Origin of the sequence: Modicisalibacter luteus DSM 23508, assembly GCF_000378505.1 — a bacterium.
Lineage (GTDB): Bacteria > Pseudomonadota > Gammaproteobacteria > Pseudomonadales > Halomonadaceae > Modicisalibacter > Modicisalibacter luteus.
Map to the genome: position 1 here is coordinate 101262 of NZ_KB899996.1, position 17649 is coordinate 118910.

Consider the following 17649-nt stretch of genomic DNA (forward strand, 5'->3'; position numbering starts at 1 on the left):
TAAAAGAATAGATAGTGGAACAAGTTCACTTGCTTAGCACGTTGAACGGCATCGGAGGTACTGGCCACCGGATGCTGCGCTGCGGCGCCATACCACCGATCAAGGGAGGGCATTAGCGATGAAAGGCAATGTTCTATTTCTCAAGGCTCAATGCTCGAAATCCGAGCAGGAACTTTTACGCGCCCTCAGGGCCATCAAGCAAGCGGATTCCCAATTGGCCGATGTGGAGCCTGTCCTGGAACGCCTCGGCATTCATCCGGACGACAGCTCACCCTTCGTCCAGCTGATCAAGAATGCTCTGGACAGTCGAGGCGAGTTCGAACTGCTCGGCCCCAAATCACCTTGTGTATCACGTGATGAACTCGACCTGCTGGCCACCTTGAATTACTTCATGAAGCATGGCGATAACTCGTTTCCGACCGGGGATGCTTTCCTTCGCATGTCGACCTACATGCTCCGTCTGTTCAAGGATTGCGGCAACGTGTTGCGGGAAACCGGGATTGCCTTGCGGGCACGCCCAGTGCCCTTCATGCGTCACCGGCATTGATCCGGCCAGTCATACGGCATTAAGCAGACAGGCTGCCCATCGGCAGCCTGTCTGCTTAGGGCTCATGGCCCGCATCATTCCTGCTTGGGATGCCAGTTGCCGTCCTGGCCCTTGTCGTACTTGCTCTTCACTGCCGCCCAGGCGACACGGTGGGCAGTCTCTTCCCGCGAGGCGTTGCCACGTCGTTCCTCAGGGTCCTTGTATTCGTCCCAGGCGCTGTTGAAGGCTTCCTGGTAGATATCCTGGGCATGAGGTGGCAACACATTACGCACATTGTCAGGCAGGTCGCTGCGTTTATCGTAAGGCATGAGGCCTCTCCAGTTCTCACCTTGGCTCTGACGCAGTCTAGGTGCTGGATGCGTACCCCGCCCGCCTACTTCAGCCCTTGATACTGATAAGCCATGGCCTTGCCACCGACGAACTGCGCCTGTATGAAGCGAGACTCATCACCCCACAGGCAATTGTCGATCATTACCGCACCCGAGCATTCACTGGGCTCGCCGAGAATATCCTCGACCTGCGCCCGGGTCATGCCTGCCTGGAGCTGCTCGTAACTGTCCAGCGTCAGGCGAGCATCCTCACAGCCAACCAGCCCGAGCACAGCGACCATGATCGTCGCCACCCACACCTTTTGCGTCATTGCTTGTCCTCGTCAGTCAGCGGTAAGCTCGGCCTCGAGCTGCTCCAACGCCTCTTCGGCATCGAGCCAGGTCTGCTCGAGGGCGGCCAGTCTGGTCTTGAGCTCACCCTGACGGGCCAGCAACGTAGTCAACTCGTCCTTGCGCGATGCGTCGGTGTAAAGCTCGGCATCGCCCAGTTGCTCCTCTACCGCAACCAGCTCGTCGCTCACCTGGGTCATGTCACGCTCAGCCTTGTCTCGCTCACGCTTGAGCGGGCGTAGCTTTTCGCGCAACTCAGCTGCCGCGCGACGGGCCGCCTTACGATCCAGAGCCGGCGTATTCTCGGCAGTCTTGTCCGTGCGTGCCTCACGGCGCTCGCTCTCCAGGCGCGCCTTGAGCCAGGCACGATAGTCTTCCAGATCGCCATCGAAAGGCGCGACCGTGCCGTCGGCCACCCGCCAGAACTCGTCGACCGTTGCTCGCAGCAGGTGACGGTCGTGAGAAACGATGATTACCGTACCCTCGAAGCCGGCCAAGGCTTCGGTCAGTGCCTCGCGCATCTCCAGGTCGAGGTGGTTGGTGGGCTCGTCGAGCAGCAACAGGTTGGGCTTTTGCCAGGCAACCAGGGCCAGGGCCAGACGTGCCTTCTCGCCGCCCGAGAAACGCCCGACCTCGCCGAAGGCATCGTCACCCTTGAAGCCGAATCCACCCAGAAAATTGCGGATCTCCTGCTCGCTGGCCTTGGGTGACAGGCGCTGCACATGGATAAAAGGGGTCGACGACAGATCGAGCCCTTCGAGCTGATGCTGGGCGAAGTAGCCGATCGCCAGGTGTTCACCGGCCACGCGCTTGCCGCCAAGCACTGGCAACTCGCCTGTCAACGATTTGATCAGCGTCGACTTACCCGCCCCGTTGGGACCCAGCAGCCCTATACGCTGGCCAGGCAGGAGGGTCAGCTTCACATCGTTCAGCAACGGTTTGTCATAGCCCAGCGTGGCCTGGTCGAGAACGAGCAACGGATGTGAGGTCTTGTCGGAGGATGGCAGCGTGAAGTGGAACGGTGAATCCACATGTGCGACAGCAATGGTTTCCATGCGCTCGAGCATCTTGAGGCGGCTCTGGGCCTGGCGTGCCTTGGTCGCCTTGGCGCGGAAGCGTGCTACGAAGCGTTCGATTTCCTCACGACGGGCCTGCTGCTTGGTAGCCTCGGCCTGCTGTTGCGCGAGTTTCTCGGCACGGGTCCGCTCATAGGTGGAATAATTGCCGCGATAGAGTACCAGGCGACGCCGGTCGAAATGCACGATGTGGTCGCATACGGCATCGAGGAAATCGCGGTCGTGGGAAATCAGCAGCAGCGTGCCGGGGTAGCGAATGAGCCACTGTTCGAGCCACAACAGGGCGTCGAGATCGAGGTGGTTGGTGGGCTCGTCGAGCAGCAACAGGTCGGACGGCATGAACAGCGTGCGCGCCAGATTGACGCGCATGCGCCAGCCCCCCGAAAAAGCCGATAGCGGCTGGTCGAGCTGGGGCTGGCTGAAGCCCAGTCCGACCAGCAACTGAGCGGCCCGTGCCGGCGCACTGTAGCCATCCAATGCTTCGAGCTCGCCATGCAATTCGGCCTCTCGATGAGCGTCATTGTGCTGCCGGGCCTCTTCCAACGCGAGCTCGGTGCGACGCAACTCGACATCGCCATCCAGGACGTAATCGAGAATCGAGCGATCCAGCGCCTCGATTTCCTGGGCCATGTGAGCGATACGCTGGCCACCGGAAAGCTCGATCTGACCTTGGTCGGGGGTCAGTTCACCGAGCAACAGCTTGAACAGACTCGACTTGCCGGCTCCGTTGGGGCCGACGATACCGGCCTTGTGGCCGTGATGCAGGGTCAGCTCGGCCTCCTCGAAGAGGGGCTGGGTGCCGCGTTGCAGGGCCAGTTGGCGCAGTGCGATCATGCCGACTCCGAAATAAAACGGTGAGGGAACGGCGGCGAAGGCCGCGCAAAAAATGAGTGACGATTCTACCCAATTATGGACCTATGCGCTGTCCCTGTATGGCCGTCACGGCGTGGCAGAAGCCTGCCTGACGCTGCAGGACGAAGCCGGCGCTGACGTCTGCGAACTGCTATGGACTTGCTGGTTATTTCAGCGCGGCCTGCGCCCAGCCGAGGATGTCGAAGTGCACCTGGTCGAAGTACGTGGCTGGCAAGCTCGCTATACCCGCCCGCTACGGGCACAGCGTCGCGAGCTCAAGTCCCTTGCAGTGCATGATGAGAACGTGGCGCAGCTACGTGAGACGATCAAGCAGGCCGAACTGCTGGCGGAACGCGAAGCGCTGGCTCGCCTGGCTCGCCTCGCCGAGTCAGGGCACGGTACGTGCCCCATGCGGCCCAATGACACGCTGGAAGCTCAATTGCGTTGTCTGATTCCCGCCTTGTCCCCCGCCACCGAACCGGCCCTGGTCCGACTGATTCGTGCCGCGGGTGCGGAACCCATGGCGTCCTGTTAGAGTCCCAAGGTTTCGGGCTGGTACGACACGGCCCCATAACAGTTCAACCGCAGGCATATCGATTCCAGAGGAGCCCTATGAAAACCCTACTGACCGCCGCTGCATTCACGGCAGCATTGAGCACCGCGCCGTTCGTGCTGGCTGCTCCCGAGAGTGACCAGGAAAAGCTCAGCTACAGCATCGGTGTCACGCTTGGTCAGAGCCTCTCCCAGGATGTCGAAAACCTCGATATCGACGCCTTTACCCAGGCGCTGGAAGACATCTACGCCGGCGACGAACTGCAGATGAGCCAGGAAGAGATGGCCCAGGCTCTGACTCAGTTCCAACAGCAAAAGATGGCCGAGCAACAGGCCAAGGCCAAGCAGGCCGCCGAGACCAATAAAGCCGAAGGCGAGAAGTTCCTGACCGAGAATGCCAAGAAGGAAGGCATCAAGGTCACCGACTCCGGCCTGCAATACAAGGAGCTGAAATCCGGTGACGGCGCCACGCCCGGGCCCAAGGACAACGTCAAGGTCCATTACGAGGGCAAGCTGCTCGATGGAACCGTTTTCGATAGCTCCTACGAGCGTGGTGAACCGGTCGAGTTCCGGGTCGACCAGGTAATCGAAGGCTGGCAGGAAGCCCTGCAGATGATGAGCGTCGGCGATACGTGGATGATCTATCTGCCGTCCGATCTGGCATATGGCCAGGCTGGTACCGGTGGCCCGATCGGCCCCAACGAAACGCTGTCCTTCAAGGTCGAGCTGCTGGGTGTCGAGGAAGCCGGGAGCGGTAGCGATAACGCGGAAAGCAGCGACCAGGGTTAACCCAGCGTGAACGCGCTGGCCGTAGTTGCGGCCTCGTTTCTGGTGGCCCTTCCGGCCACCGTACTGGCCGAACCCTCGACGAGCCCGGCCCCACTGCCGGTGCTGAACATTGAGCCCGACACCATCAGTGTGATGGGCGTATCGTCGGGGGGCTACATGGCCACACAGCTGGCCGTCGCCTGGCCAGCGTGGTTCTCGGGGCTGGCGGTGTTCGCCGCCGGGCCTTGGGGTTGCGCTCAAGGTACACTCTCGCAGGCCCTGATGCGCTGCATGCAGACACGCTTCGGGCCCCCCGATCTCGAATCCCTCCATCAGCGCCATGCCGACTATCAACATGCCGGTCGTGTCGGCACTCCCGACGAGCTTGCCAAGCAACGCGTCTATCTCTGGCATGGCGGCCAGGACGACGTGGTCGATCCACAACTCGGCACCCTTCTCGCCAATCAATACCGTGGCTGGCTGAGCGACCCAGAGACGCAGCTCAAGACGGCACACTCCCCTCTGGCCGCCCATGGCTGGCCGGTAGCATCCTCAACAGCGGCCGACTGCAGCCAAGGCGGCAGCCCTTACCTGCTGGACTGCGGCGTGGATGGCGCCGGCCAAGCCCTGCAATGGTTATACGGCAGCGATCTGCAATCGCCCACCGGTGAGGAGCGGGGCATGCTGATGCCCTTCGACCAGTTCCCTTTCTACGATGGGCACCGGCTGGCCGAGCAGGGCTATGTGTATGTACCTAAAGTGTGCGAAGAAGGCGCGAGCTGTGCGCTGACCGTAGCGCTACATGGATGCGACATGAGTGCCGAACAGATCGGTGAGACCTTTGTCCGGGAGTCGGGGCTGAATGCCTGGGCGGCGGCAAACCGCATCGTCGTGCTATATCCCCAGGTGGAACCCAGCTTGCCCAATCCCAAGGCGTGCTGGGACTGGTGGGGCTACGATGAAAGCAGCTGGCAACGCGATCCGCTTTACGACAGCCGTCAGGGCCGTCAGGTCCAAGCGATCAAGGCCATGGTCGACCACCTTTCCGGGCTGGCACCCGCCGGCTAGCGACTCGTGTCGCTGTAACATCATTGCGTCGCGGCCAGTACCTGATCGAGTGTCTCGGTCAATAGTCCCGGCGTCGGCGAATACATCACCCGTTCGAGAATGTCGCCGTCGTTGTCGACGATGAGCAGCGAAGCACTATGATCGACGGTGTAACCCATGGCTGAGTCGCCAGCCTCCACCTTGCGCCAGAATACGCCGTAGCGCTCGGCAATATCGGCCAATTGCGTCTGGCTGCCCGTGGCGCCGATGAACTGTGGCCCGAAAAAGCCCACGTATTCCCGCAAACGCTCCAGATCATCACGTGCCGGGTCTACCGAGATCAGCAGCGGCACGACGCGCTGTCGCTCGCCAGCATCCAGCCGGGCCAGGGCCTGGCGCATCACCGACAAGCTCATCGGGCACACATCGGGACAATGCGTATACCCGAAGAAGACCACGGCCAACTGGCCATCGTCGAGCTGATCGAGAGAGAACGCACCGACGGTAGAGGACAGCTCAATCGGGCCACCTTGAGGCAACCCCCCATCATCGTCGCGGTACAGTTGCTGCAATGTCCAGGCAAGGACCAGCGCAGCGGCCAACGCCACACCACCCAGCGCGAGCCATGGCCATTGCTGTCTGAGCCTACGTCTCATGATGCTCTCCGTCGGATGTCGACATCGAACCAGCTTCCCTTGCGCCCGTCGGCGGTCTCGATCATCACCTGGGCGCGCCAGTGCATGATGGTCTCGTTGCAGTCACTGAACTGCCCCAGCCCCTGAAAATGGCCGTTGCCAACATCATCGAGGACATAGCGATTCAGCCCCATATACATGTTGCGCCCTATGAACTCTACCACGACCTGTTCGGCTTCGATGCCGTGAAGATGCACGTCGATCTCCACCGGCTGCAGGGGCTGCAGCTCCCGGCCTAGCGACAGACGCAGGTCGGCATGCACGCCCAGGTCAGCTTGGCAGGCGTTGCGGTGCAGGTCGCAAGGCACCTGGGGCGGATACCAGGTAATGTCTTCGGTGCTGCTGCGAACGTAATAATCGACCAGATACCAGAGTGCCACCACGATGGTGGCCAACGTCACGATGATTAACAGCTTGAGCAGCGGCGAACGCGCGCTATCGTCGTCTTGGCGGGACATGGCCATACTCGAGAAGCCATTGGAAGGCGGAAACGGGTAAGCTTACCAGCGTTTGTCGACACTTCCCCTGCGAAACGATGTCGCACGGGACCACCTCGCAAGGAGACGAAATGACCGGCGTCGAGAGCGCCCTTGGGCCACTTTTTCTGCTGATTTTGCTGGGCGCCGTTCTGGGCGGTTGCCGCTTTCCCGGTGACGGATTCTGGCCGCCACTCGAGCGCCTGATCTACTTCGTGCTGTTTCCCGCCATGCTGGTCTCTACCTTGGCCACGGCCAACGTCGCCGAGGTGCCGGTCGGCCGCGTCGCCCTGGCTTTGCTGGGCAGCATGGTGTTGTTCGCCGTACTGCTCTGGCGATGGCGCGTCCGACTCGGCCTCGAGGCGGCGGCCTTTACCTCGGTCTTCCAAGGGGCGCTGCGATTCAACACGTATGTCGGTGTGGCCGGGGCCGCGGCGCTGCATGGCAAGGCAGGCGCCACGGTCGCCGCCGTGGCGGTGGCGTTGATGGTCCCGGTGGTCAATGTACTCTGCGTGGCGAGCTTCGTGGCTGCCGGCACGCTGGGCTCATCGAGTCTCGGCAAAAGCCTGGCCGCCCTGGTACGCAACCCGCTGATCCTGGCCTGTGTGGTGGGGATTACGCTCAATCTCACCGATGTCGGCCTGCCCGGCTGGAGTGGTGAGGCCATCGCCCTGCTGGGTCGCGCGGCGCTACCCATGGGGCTAGTCGCGGTGGGCGTTGCCCTGCGCCCCCGCGCCCTGCTACGTCTCGACCGCGGAGTCTGGGCCGCCAACCTGATCAAGCTGGCGCTGATGCCGGCGCTGGTACTGGGGCTGTCCGTGCTTCTGGGGCTCGATAGCGTGAGCCGGGATGTGGTCCTGCTCTTTGCTGCCCTGCCAACCGCAACGTCGGCCTACATCCTGGCGCGTCAGTTGGGTGGCGACGCCGAACTCATGGCCGCCCTGATCACTGGGCAGACGCTGCTGGCCATGCTGACCTTGCCAGCCTGGCTGGCAATGGCAGGGTAAGAAAGCGAATAAAAAATATTCGCGTTTACCTTGACGAAATAAATGAGAATGATTTACTTTGAAGTTGTGGCGCTCGCCAGGCGCTACTTTCCATCGCAGAGGATGCTGAAAGCGCGGCGTTCCCTGCCATGGTTATCTCCTCATCAAGCTAGTCACGGTCTTGCCGCTCCTTTTGGAGCGGCTTTCTTTTGTTCAGTTTGTCAGACCTACGACGTCACGTTTGCATAAAAAAGAGCCGCTCCAAGGGAGCGGCTCCTGAGTGGTCTGCTAGCGTGGCGATCACTCGCAACGTCGATAAATCAGATCCCATACGCCATGTCCCAACCGGGCCCCTCGATGCTCGAACTTGGTCAGCGGTCGAAAGTCAGGCCGCGGCACATAGGGTCCATCGGTCGAGGTATTACTGAAACCGGGCGCCTCGGCCATAATTTCGGCCATGACCTCGGCATAGGCTTCCCAGTCGGTGGCCATGTGCAGCGTACCACCAGGCTTGAGGCGGCTGCGTACCAGTTCCACGAAGGCCGGCTGCACGATCCGCCGCTTGTGGTGCTTCTTCTTCGGCCAGGGATCGGGAAAGAACAACTGCAGCCCGTCGAGGCTTGCCTCGGGCAGGCAACGCGTCAGCACCTCCAGGGCATCATCACGGTAGACGCGAAGGTTGGTCAGCCCGCACTTGTCGGCCTCATCGAGTAACTTGCCCACGCCGGGCGCATGCACTTCGATACCGATGAAGTCGGTGTCCGGATGGGCCGCTGCCTGCTCAATCAGCGAGGCGCCCATGCCGAAACCTATCTCCACCACTCGCGGAGCCTGGCGGCCGAACAGCGCGTCGAGATCCTGCAACCCATCCTCGACATGCAGGCCCAGGCGTGGCCAGACTTCCTCCAGGCCACGCTGCTGGGCGGCGGTCATGCGTCCGGCGCGCAGCACATAGCTCTTGATGCCACGCCGGGGACGCTCGGACACAGTGGGCTGGGCATCCTGCTCTGGGTCGTCGGCGTTCAAACGGTCATTGTTCATGCAGCGGTCTTGAATCTCTCGAAGGGTTCAGCGGTTGATGCGTCCGGCCATCGGCGACGACGCCTCGGCGCGTTGGCGGCGCGGCATGCGCTCAGCAAGAAACGCCTCTCGTCCGGCCTCGATGGCCTTGCGCATGGCGCGAGCCATCAGCACCGGCTGGCGAGCATGGGCTATCGCCGAGTTCATGAGTACGCCAGCACAGCCCATTTCCATAGCCAGGGCAGCGTCGGACGCCGTCCCGATTCCGGCATCGACGAGCACCGGCACGTTGGCATTCTCAAGGATGATCGCCAGGCTGGCCGGATTGAGCAGGCCATGGCCGGAGCCGATCAGCGAGCCCAATGGCATGACCGCGCTGCAGCCGATCTTCTCGAGTTCCTTGGCGACGATCGGGTCATCGCTGGTGTAGACCATCACGTCGAAGCCGTCGCGGACCAGCTCCTCGGCGGCCTTGAGTGTCTCGACCACGTTGGGGTAGAGCGTGTTGTCGTCGCCCAGTACCTCGAGCTTGACCAGGTTATGGCCGTCCAGCAGCTCGCGGGCCAGCTTGCAGGTGCGCACCGCATCCTTGGCGGTGTAGCAGCCGGCAGTGTTGGGCAGCAGCGTATAGCGCTCGGGCGAGACGGCGTCGAGCAGGTTGGGCTCGTCGGCGTTCTGGCCGAGATTGGTACGCCGCACCGCGAAGGTCACGATCTCGGCACCGCTGGCCTCGATGGCGGCGGCGGTCTCGTCCAGGTCTTTGTACTTGCCGGTACCGACCAGCAGGCGTGAGGCAAACTCGCGTCCGGCAACGTGCCAGGGCTGGTCACCTGGGATGTCCATACGTTCAGACATGGGGGCGTCTCCAGAAAGGCGCTGACGGGTCCGCGTCGGACCTGCCCATCCCGCAGGCGGGTGGCCGGAACGGCGCGACACAGCATAGTTGGGTTACAGCGGCCAGCACATCGCGCCTAGCCACCACCGATGGCATGCACGATCTCAACACGGTCGCCATCGGCCAGGCGGGTCTCGTCGTGCTGACTGCGCGGTACGATCTCTTCGTTGACCTCGACGGCGATGCGCCGGCCGGTCAGGCCCAGGGAAGCGATGAGCTCGCTGATCGTCGGCTCGGCTTCGAAAGCGCGAGGATCACCATTTAGCTGAATCTGCATAGCAGCCTCATCGTTCAGGAAGGCAGACCCGCCACACGACGGGCCCATAGTTTAACGCCAAATACTTCAACGGGCATCCTTCGACGGCGAGACGTCGGCATTCTTCGGTGGCCAGACATCGGCATCGACCAGTTCCGGACGCTTGAGCACCTTGGGGTCGAACACCGGCTCTCTGACTCCGTTGCGGCGCTGGCTCTCATAGTCCTTGAGAACGCGCAGGGCAACCGGCGCCAGCATCAGGATGGCAAACAGGTTAGTGGTTGCCATCAGCCCCATGGACAGGTCCGCAAAACGCCATACGAACTCGAGATTGGCCAACGCACCGATCATGACCATAGCCAGCACGGCAAAGCGCAAGGCATGCACGGCCTTGCGTGCATGGCGCCGGAACAGGTACTCGATATTGACCGCCGCAAACGAGAAGTTGGCAATTATCGAGGTGAAGGCGAACAGCAGGATAGCGATGGCGATGAATATCTCGCCGAAGCTGCCGAGATGATCGACCATGGCGTCTTGGGTCAGCTTGATCCCCTCGATCGATTCACCGGCCGACGTGTTCAACAGTCGTTCGTAGACGCCGGACAACAGGATCACCACAGCAGTACAGGTACAGATGACCAGCGTGTCGATAAATACCCCGAAAGATTGCACTAGCCCCTGAGCGGCGGGGTGCTTGACCGTTGCCTGAGCAGCCGCATTCGGCGCCGAGCCCATGCCGGCCTCGTTGGAAAAGAGCCCGCGCTTGATGCCATTTTCCATCGCCACCTTGATCGAATAGCCTACGGCGCCACCCACGGCAGGGCCGAAACCGAAGGCACTCTTGACGATCAGCGCCAGCATGTCGGGCACCTCGGCAATGTTCATGAACAGTACCCACAGCGCTACCAGAAGATACGCGATGGCCATCACCGGAACGATCTTCTCCGCCGTGCGCGCCACGGACTTCAGGCCGCCGTAGATGACCAGAGCAACCACACCGACAAGCGCCACACCACTTAGCCAGTTGGGAATACCGAAGGCACCGTTCATCCCCTGGGCGATGGTGTTGGACTGGGCGGCATTGAAGGCCAGGCCATAGGCGATGAGCAGAAAGATGGCGAACAGGGCCCCCAGCCAGCGCCAACCCAGGCTACGCTCGATGTAATAGGCCGGGCCGCCGCGAAACACACCATCTTCGTGGCGGTGCTTGTAGACCTGCGCGAGGGTCGACTCCACGAAGGCCGTGGCAAAGCCCACCAGCGCCGTCATCCACATCCAGAAAATGGCTCCCGGGCCGCCGACCCATAGGGCAATGGCCACCCCCGCCAGGTTACCGGTGCCCACGCGTGCCGCCAGCGACGTGGCAAACGCCTGGAAACCGCTGACGCCTTCACCGGCCCCGCGGGCCGTAAATGTCACCCGCGCCATATGACCGAACAGACGAAACTGCATGCCACGGGTCAGGATCGTGAACAGCAGGCCGGCCCCCAGCAGCAGGTAGACGAGAATATAACTCCAGATAAAATCGCTGACGGGCGTCATCACCGCGTACATGCCATCACGCAGCGGGGCGAACAGCGAGGCAAGGGATTCCATGACTTGAGGCTCCTGTATGTCGTCGTTTGGCCGAGAATTGCACCCATATGGTGCAATCATCGCCGCTGGGGCAGGCATGATAGCGGCGCCTTGCGCATGACGGAACGCCATGCGCATGAATCGTTCTTTTCATTTCTGGCCATCGGTCAGCGTAGCAGCCGGGAGACAACTTCATGCGATATCGTCGTACCTGGGTCGCCACAGCCCTGAGTGGCCTGATCGTAGTGATGGCCGGTGCCTTTGGCGCGCACGGCCTGGAAGGACGAATTTCGGCGTCACTGCTCGAAGCATTCGAGACAGGCGTGCGCTATCAGGCGTGGCATACCCTGGCGATCCTCGGCGTACTCATCTGGCGTCAGCAAACGCCGCTCAAGGGGCAATCGCTCGTGTTGTGGCTGTGGGGGGCGGGGATTTTGCTGTTCTCGGGCTCGCTCTACCTGCTGGCGCTAACCGGCACGCGCGGCATCGGCATGATCACGCCGCTGGGGGGATTGATGCTGATGGCCGGTTGGTTGGCCCTGGCCATTTCCGCCTGGCGGGCCAAGGCGCCAACCGACCGAGGTGCCTGAAGGGCGTGGTCAGTCGTCCCGGTCCGGGAGGGCGTATGTTGCGGTGACGATGGCTACCGGCTCGTCGTCGCCGGCCGAGAACAGCTCAACCTCGCCGACGACCAAACGGCGCCCCAGCTTGACGATGCGGGCATTGGCGATCAGGTCGCGGTCGCCGCGGGCGCGGCGCAGGAAATGGCAATTGAAATCGGTGGTCACCGCCATCGCCTCGGGGCCCACCTCAGCCAGAATCGCCACATACAGGCAGACATCGGCCAGGCCCATCATGCTTGGCCCAGACACACAGGCGCCTGGACGCAGGTGCTCGTCCTCGATGGCCAGGCTCATGGTAGCCCGCATCGCATCGATTCCCTCGATGGTTCCCTGACGATGGGGAAAGACCTCATCGAGGAAGTCCTCGATAGCGGCGGCGGTCATGACAGTCATGCGATGCTTCTCCCTGCGCGACGAACGGGTGGGTAGGGGGTCGTCGGTAACGATAGCGTAAGCGGCATCCCCAGCACAGTCGTTGACCGGTTTCGACATACAAAAATGCCCCGCCGAAGCGGGGCATTCCACTGACACGGCTTGCTCAGCGTGCCGCGATCAGGCGGTCTTCGCCTTGTGTACCGCGCGCCAGTGGTGCAGCAGCGGCTCGGTGTAGCCGGAAGGCTGCTCGCGGCCCTTGAAGATCAGGTCCGACGCCGCCTGGAAGGCCGTGGACTCGTTCAGGTGCGAAGTCATCGGCACGTAGTTGGGGTCGCCCTCGTTCTGCTTGTCGACCACACCCGCCATGCGCTCCAGTGTCTCGCGCACCTGCGCCTCGCTCACCACACCGTGGTACAGCCAGTTGGCGATGTGCTGGCTGGAGATACGCAGCGTGGCACGGTCCTCCATCAGGCCTACATCATGGATGTCGGGCACCTTGGATGCGCCCACGCCCTGCTCGACCCAGCGCACCACATAGCCGAGGATGCCCTGACAGTTGTTGTCGAGCTCCTGCTGGATTTCGTCGGCCGACCAGTCGGCACGTTCCACCACCGGCACGGTAAGCAGATCGTCGAGCAGATCGGTTTCGCCCTGCCGCTCCATGTCCTGCTGCAGCGCTGCGACATCGACCTGGTGATAGTGCAGCGCGTGAAGTACTGCGGCAGTGGGTGACGGTACCCAGGCGGTGTTGGCGCCGGCTTTGGGGTGGCCGATCTTCTGCTCGAGCATGGCGGCCATCAGGTCGGGCATCGCCCACATCCCCTTGCCGATCTGGGCACGGCCACGCAGACCACAGGCCAGGCCGGTCTGAACGTTGTTCTTCTCATAGGCGGCGATCCACTTGGCACCCTTCATGTCGCCCTTGCGCAGCATGGGGCCGGCTTCCATGGCCGTGTGCATCTCGTCGCCGGTACGATCGAGGAAGCCGGTATTGATGAACACGACGCGCGAGCTGGCCTCGTTGATGCAGGCCTTGAGATTGACGGTGGTGCGCCGCTCCTCGTCCATGATGCCCATTTTCAGCGTGTCGCGCTCCAGCCCCAGTACGTCCTCGATGCGTCCGAACAGGGTGTTGGCGAAGGCAACTTCCCTGGGCCCGTGCATCTTGGGCTTGACGATGTAGATCGACCCGCTGCGGCTGTTGGTCTTCTGGGTGCCGGTTGCCCCGCCCTTCTTGAGGTCATGCATGGCGATCAGGCTGGTGATGATACCGTCGAGCATGCCCTCGGGAATTTCGTCACCATTGCCGTCGAGGATCGCCGGGGTGGTCATCAGGTGGCCGACGTTACGCACGAACATCAATGAACGGCCCGGCAGGGTGCGCGTGCCGCCATCGGGGGTGGTATAGGTGCGATCGTCATGGAGACGGCGCATGAAGGTCTTTCCGCCCTTGCTCACCTCCTCCTCGAGGTCGCCCTGCATCAGGCCGAGCCAGTTACGATAGATATGGACCTTGTCCTCGGCATCCACGGCAGCCACCGAGTCCTCACAGTCCATGATGGTGGTGATCGCCGCCTCCACCAGTACGTCCTTGATACCCGCCGGGTCGGTCTTGCCGATCGGATGGGTAGCGTCGAACTGCACCTCAAGGTGCAGGCCATGGTTGGCCAGCAGCACCGCCTGCGGCTGGTCGGCGTCACCCTGGAAGCCGACCAGTTGTGCCGGATCCTTCAGGCCGGTTTCCTGGCCACCTTCGAGCCCGACCATCAGCTTGCCGTCACGCAGGGTGTAGCTGACGGCATCCTTGTGCGTACCGTCGGCCAGCGGCGCGGCCTGATCGAGCGCACCGCGCGCATAGGCAATGACCTTGGCGCCACGCTTGGGGTTGTAATCGCCGCTCACCTCGGCGCCGTCGTCTTCACTGATCGCATCGGTGCCATACAGCGCGTCGTACAGACTGCCCCAGCGCGCGTTGGCGGCGTTCAGTGCATAGCGGGCATTACTGACCGGCACCACCAGCTGAGGCCCTGCCTGCACGGCGACCTCGGGATCGACGTTGCGGGTGGTCGTTTCGACCTTCGCCGGCGCCTCGACCAGATAACCGATCTGCTTGAGAAACTCACGATAGCCAGCCAGGTCGCGCACCGGTCCCGGATGGGCCTTGTGCCAGGCATCAAGTTCGCCCTGGAGGCGGTCGCGCTCGGCGAGAAGATCACGGTTGGTGGGCGCGAGGTCATGGATCAGGGCGTCGAGGCCGGCCCAGAAGGCATCGACATCCACCCCTGTCCCGGGCAGGGCTTCCTCGGTGAGGAAGCGGTCGAGTTCGGCAGCCACCTGAAGACGGTGGCGAGAGATGCGTTGAGTCATGGAAATCCTCTCCTGCTGCGCTGCTGTCTAACGATGCGATCCTTCCAACGATAGACGATTCGTTATGGTTGCCACGTTTATGGAAATGTCTTCCATATAATAACCAAACTGAAAGGAAATTGTGTACCGCTCGACCAATGGCTAAGAAACCCGTTGATGCCTGAGCTGTCGTGTTCATAAGGAAAGCGGGCTAGCATGAAGAGGTACAGGGAGAACGCGATGACCGATTTCGCACCGTTGCAAGCACTTGGGCCATTGGCCCCGGTGGGCGAATCCCAGGCCTCCGCCCTGGTGGATTACCTCGATCACTACCGCCTGGCCCCGCTGCTCAATGACCATGTGGGCCTGCATGCCGGCTTCATCGATGCCGAGAAGTTCCGTCTCTGGGCCCAAGTATGGTCACCAGACAACCCTCGCGGCACCGCGTTCGTGGTGCATGGCTATTTCGATCACCTGGGGCTCTATCGTCACCTCCTGGAGCGCCTGCTGAGTCAAGGCTGGCGGGTCGTGCTGTGGGACCTTCCCGGGCATGGCCTATCCAGTGGCGAACGCGCCACCATCGATGACTTCGAGGAGTACGGCGCCTGCCTGCAGGCCTTGCAGCGCCACCTGGCGGAACGCGATATGGCGCCGGAACCCTGGATCGGGGTTGGCCAGAGTACGGGCGCGGCGATCCTCGCTACCGATGCGCTCGGGCGTGGATCGGCCTCGCCCTGGCAGGCACTGGTCCTGTTGGCCCCGCTGGTCAGGCCATGGGGCTGGCCGCAATCGAACTGGCTGCACCGCCTGGCCAGTCCGTTCATCCGCTCGATTCCTCGCAAGTACCGCGCAAATTCCACTGACGACAATTTCGCCACCTTCCTGCGCGAGCACGACCCGCTGCAGCCCGACCGCCTGACGCTGGCCTGGGTCGCGGCCATGCGCCGCTGGATGGTACATATGCTGGCGCTGCCGCCGAGCGATCTGCCGGTACTGATCCTGCAGGGCGAACAGGACCTGACCGTGGACTGGCAGTGGAATCTGGAAGTGCTTGCCAGCAAGTTTCCTCAGGCGCGCATCCATCGCCATCCCGAGGCGCGACATCATCTGGTCAACGAGGCGGAGCCGATCCGCGATCTGCTGTTCGAGGAACTCGACGCGTTTCTGGAGGATATGGCACGCTCCAGCGAATCCGCGCCCTCTCCTGTGTCATCACCGTCGGCCGCCCTATGAGACATTATCTGATCTCCCTGCTGATTGCCCTGATCCTGGCGGGTTGCGCCGGCCAGCCCGAGCGTCCCCAGACCCAGCGCCAGGCACTCTACGGCCTGGGCGAGCGCGCCGCGGCCGCGGCCGTCTCTCAGCCCAGCTGGTCGGCCCCAGCCGATGAGATCGTACTGCTGCTGGCACTCCCCGAGATCGATGGCAGCCTGGGGGTCGACACCGAACGTTTTCGCGAAACCCTGACCCGCGCACTGCTCGCCCGTGAGGATGGCCCCCAAGTGCTCGACTGGACCCCGGCGATGGCCGACACCACGCTGCCGGACAACCAATGGTTGCTGGAAAGCCGCCTGCTGGCCGAAGGCCCGGCCCTGACCCTGTCCGACCGTGAACTGCTGCCCTACCGTCTGGAACTGGCCCTGCGCCGGCCGGGCGATACGACACCGCGCTGGTTCCAGACCATCAGCGGCGCTCTGGATGCCAGCGCCTTGTAGCAAGCGTCTGTGGGGCTTTGCATGTCAGTGCCGGACCGCCACAATGGATGCTCACCCGCCAGCCTGCGAGGACCGCCATGCCCCGCTATGCCCGCCATCTCGACCGCGAAGGCCCGCATAACCCCTTTCCCGGCATCAAAGCCCTTGAGCGCCGCCTGGGATGCTCCATTCCGCACCAGATGGGCTCCAACGAAGGGCTGGACATGCCGCACCATGCCCTGTCAGCACGTTTCGGCCGTGCCGTGAGCGAGCTGGCCCGGGGCTATGGCGATGCCGAGGCGCTGGGCGTGCGTCAGCGGTTGTCTGCCGCCCTTGGCACGCCGCTGGAGGCGTTGCTGGTCGATGCCGGGGCCGACAGCCTGATCGCCCTGTCGCTGCGTGCCACGTGCGAGCCCGGCACGGTCGTAGTGTCGAGTGCCGGCACCTACCCGACGTTTGGCTACTTCGCCGCGGGCCAGGGCTGCGTGATGCACGAAGTCGCCTACCGCGACGATACGGGACTGCTGGCACCTGACCTGGCGGCGCTAGCCGAGGCGGCGAATGCCCAGTCGGCCCGGCTGGTTTATTTGGCCAACCCCGACAATCCCGGGGGGCACCTGCATGATGATGCCGCCATTGCTCAACTGCGCGAGGCGCTACCCGAGGCATGCACGCTGCTGCTCGACGAGGCCTACCACGACTTTCGCCCCGATGCCGATACAGCCTCCGCTGGCGCGGTCTGGCCCGGCGTGATTCGCCTGCGCACGCTCTCCAAGGCCCACGGCCTGGCCGGCCTGCGTGTCGGTTATGCGATTGCCGAGCCCGAGGCTATCGAGACCATGCATAAGGTGAGGATTCACTACGCGGTATCGTCGCTGGCATTGGCTGCCGCCGAGACAGTGCTGGATCATCCCATCGAGACATGCGAACACGTTTCAGCCGTGATCGCTCGTCGTCAGCGATTGACCGATTGGCTGCGCGGACTTGGCGCCGACGTGCCTGCCAGTGACACCAACTTCGTGGCCGTCCGCCTGTCCGATGCCGATATGGCGGCACGCGTGCATCGCGAACTGCTCGATGCCGGCAGCCTCATCCACCGCCCTCCACATCCGGCCCTGGGCCACATCCTGCGCATCAGTGCGGTGGAAGACGCCCTTCGCCCCGGCCGGCTGACCGCCCTGGAGCGCGCTCTGGCCGGATAACCGCG

Annotated in this window: 20 protein-coding genes; 9 read left to right on the top strand and 11 right to left on the bottom strand. The window is 62.8% G+C overall.

Annotated features, from left to right (window positions below; translation table 11 throughout):
* The first annotated feature begins 118 nt into the window (after positions 1-118).
* Complete coding sequence (locus F568_RS0112865) at positions 119-547, top strand: hypothetical protein (protein ID WP_019019145.1); 429 nt, start codon at positions 119-121, stop codon at positions 545-547.
* A 74-nt stretch (positions 548-621) separates the two neighbouring features.
* On the opposite strand, the gene chaB is transcribed toward F568_RS0112865, so the two are convergent.
* The 3 genes from chaB to abc-f all read right to left on the bottom strand — a co-directional run bounded on the left by chaB (position 622) and on the right by abc-f (position 3116).
* Entirely contained in the window at positions 622-855 is a 234-nt protein-coding gene (gene chaB / locus F568_RS0112870; RefSeq protein ID WP_019019146.1) for a putative cation transport regulator ChaB, read from the bottom strand.
* 65 nt (positions 856-920) lie between these two features.
* Positions 921-1187: an outer membrane protein assembly factor BamE domain-containing protein gene (gene bamE / locus F568_RS0112875; protein ID WP_019019147.1), complete on the bottom strand. Its 267-nt coding sequence runs from the start codon at positions 1185-1187 to the stop codon at positions 921-923.
* Positions 1188-1199: 12 nt separating this feature from the next.
* Positions 1200-3116, bottom strand: coding sequence for a ribosomal protection-like ABC-F family protein (gene abc-f, locus F568_RS0112880; RefSeq protein WP_019019148.1), 1917 nt, complete (start codon positions 3114-3116; stop codon positions 1200-1202).
* Between the two features lie 52 nt (positions 3117-3168).
* Between abc-f and F568_RS22880 the strand changes: the two genes are divergently transcribed.
* The 3 genes from F568_RS22880 to F568_RS0112895 all read left to right on the top strand — a co-directional run bounded on the left by F568_RS22880 (position 3169) and on the right by F568_RS0112895 (position 5522).
* Positions 3169-3669: a TIGR02444 family protein gene (locus F568_RS22880; protein ID WP_019019149.1), complete on the top strand. Its 501-nt coding sequence runs from the start codon at positions 3169-3171 to the stop codon at positions 3667-3669.
* A gap of 77 nt (positions 3670-3746) precedes the next feature.
* On the top strand, positions 3747-4475 hold the full coding sequence (gene bamJ / locus F568_RS0112890) for a BamJ family beta-barrel-assembly machinery protein (protein WP_019019150.1): 729 nt from the start codon (positions 3747-3749) through the stop codon (positions 4473-4475).
* Positions 4476-4481: 6 nt separating this feature from the next.
* Entirely contained in the window at positions 4482-5522 is a 1041-nt protein-coding gene (locus F568_RS0112895) for an extracellular catalytic domain type 2 short-chain-length polyhydroxyalkanoate depolymerase (protein ID WP_019019151.1), read from the top strand.
* A gap of 20 nt (positions 5523-5542) precedes the next feature.
* Here the strand turns inward: F568_RS0112895 and F568_RS0112900 are convergent, their stop codons facing one another.
* Together F568_RS0112900 and F568_RS0112905 are read right to left on the bottom strand one after the other, a co-directional pair.
* Positions 5543-6157, bottom strand: a complete 615-nt coding sequence (locus tag F568_RS0112900; protein WP_019019152.1) for an SCO family protein — start codon at positions 6155-6157, stop codon at positions 5543-5545.
* Complete coding sequence (locus F568_RS0112905; RefSeq protein WP_019019153.1) at positions 6154-6654, bottom strand: hypothetical protein; 501 nt, start codon at positions 6652-6654, stop codon at positions 6154-6156. Before F568_RS0112905 ends, F568_RS0112900 begins: the two co-directional genes overlap by 4 nt.
* A gap of 110 nt (positions 6655-6764) precedes the next feature.
* Between F568_RS0112905 and F568_RS0112910 the strand changes: the two genes are divergently transcribed.
* The gene (locus tag F568_RS0112910; protein ID WP_019019154.1) at positions 6765-7679 is read left to right on the top strand and encodes an AEC family transporter; all 915 of its coding nucleotides are present in this window, start codon (positions 6765-6767) and stop codon (positions 7677-7679) included.
* Positions 7680-7958: 279 nt separating this feature from the next.
* On the opposite strand, the gene trmB is transcribed toward F568_RS0112910, so the two are convergent.
* The 4 genes from trmB to F568_RS0112930 all read right to left on the bottom strand — a co-directional run bounded on the left by trmB (position 7959) and on the right by F568_RS0112930 (position 11425).
* Entirely contained in the window at positions 7959-8699 is a 741-nt protein-coding gene (trmB, locus tag F568_RS0112915; RefSeq protein WP_019019155.1) for a tRNA (guanosine(46)-N7)-methyltransferase TrmB, read from the bottom strand.
* A 27-nt stretch (positions 8700-8726) separates the two neighbouring features.
* Entirely contained in the window at positions 8727-9533 is an 807-nt protein-coding gene (locus F568_RS0112920; RefSeq protein WP_019019156.1) for a thiazole synthase, read from the bottom strand.
* 116 nt (positions 9534-9649) lie between these two features.
* Positions 9650-9850 (bottom strand): sulfur carrier protein ThiS, encoded by a 201-nt coding sequence (gene thiS, locus F568_RS0112925; RefSeq protein ID WP_026300527.1) that lies wholly within the window; start codon positions 9848-9850, stop codon positions 9650-9652.
* Between the two features lie 66 nt (positions 9851-9916).
* Positions 9917-11425, bottom strand: a complete 1509-nt coding sequence (locus F568_RS0112930) for an alanine/glycine:cation symporter family protein (RefSeq protein ID WP_019019158.1) — start codon at positions 11423-11425, stop codon at positions 9917-9919.
* A 173-nt stretch (positions 11426-11598) separates the two neighbouring features.
* Here F568_RS0112930 and F568_RS0112935 point away from each other — a divergent pair, with 173 nt between their 5' ends.
* The gene (locus F568_RS0112935; RefSeq protein WP_019019159.1) at positions 11599-11994 is read left to right on the top strand and encodes a DUF423 domain-containing protein; all 396 of its coding nucleotides are present in this window, start codon (positions 11599-11601) and stop codon (positions 11992-11994) included.
* Positions 11995-12003: 9 nt separating this feature from the next.
* Here the strand turns inward: F568_RS0112935 and F568_RS0112940 are convergent, their stop codons facing one another.
* Positions 12004-12420, bottom strand: coding sequence for a PaaI family thioesterase (locus tag F568_RS0112940; RefSeq protein WP_019019160.1), 417 nt, complete (start codon positions 12418-12420; stop codon positions 12004-12006).
* A gap of 159 nt (positions 12421-12579) precedes the next feature.
* Complete coding sequence (locus F568_RS0112945) at positions 12580-14769, bottom strand: malate synthase G (protein ID WP_019019161.1); 2190 nt, start codon at positions 14767-14769, stop codon at positions 12580-12582.
* Between the two features lie 219 nt (positions 14770-14988).
* Between F568_RS0112945 and F568_RS0112950 the strand changes: the two genes are divergently transcribed.
* From F568_RS0112950 to F568_RS0112960, 3 genes are all read left to right on the top strand, one after another.
* Positions 14989-15981, top strand: a complete 993-nt coding sequence (locus F568_RS0112950; RefSeq protein WP_019019162.1) for an alpha/beta hydrolase — start codon at positions 14989-14991, stop codon at positions 15979-15981.
* Positions 15978-16463 (top strand): hypothetical protein, encoded by a 486-nt coding sequence (locus F568_RS0112955; RefSeq protein ID WP_019019163.1) that lies wholly within the window; start codon positions 15978-15980, stop codon positions 16461-16463. The genes F568_RS0112950 and F568_RS0112955 overlap by 4 nt, the downstream gene beginning before the upstream one ends.
* A 77-nt stretch (positions 16464-16540) precedes the next feature.
* Complete coding sequence (locus F568_RS0112960) at positions 16541-17644, top strand: aminotransferase class I/II-fold pyridoxal phosphate-dependent enzyme (RefSeq protein ID WP_019019164.1); 1104 nt, start codon at positions 16541-16543, stop codon at positions 17642-17644.
* The last annotated feature ends 5 nt before the right edge of the window (positions 17645-17649 follow it).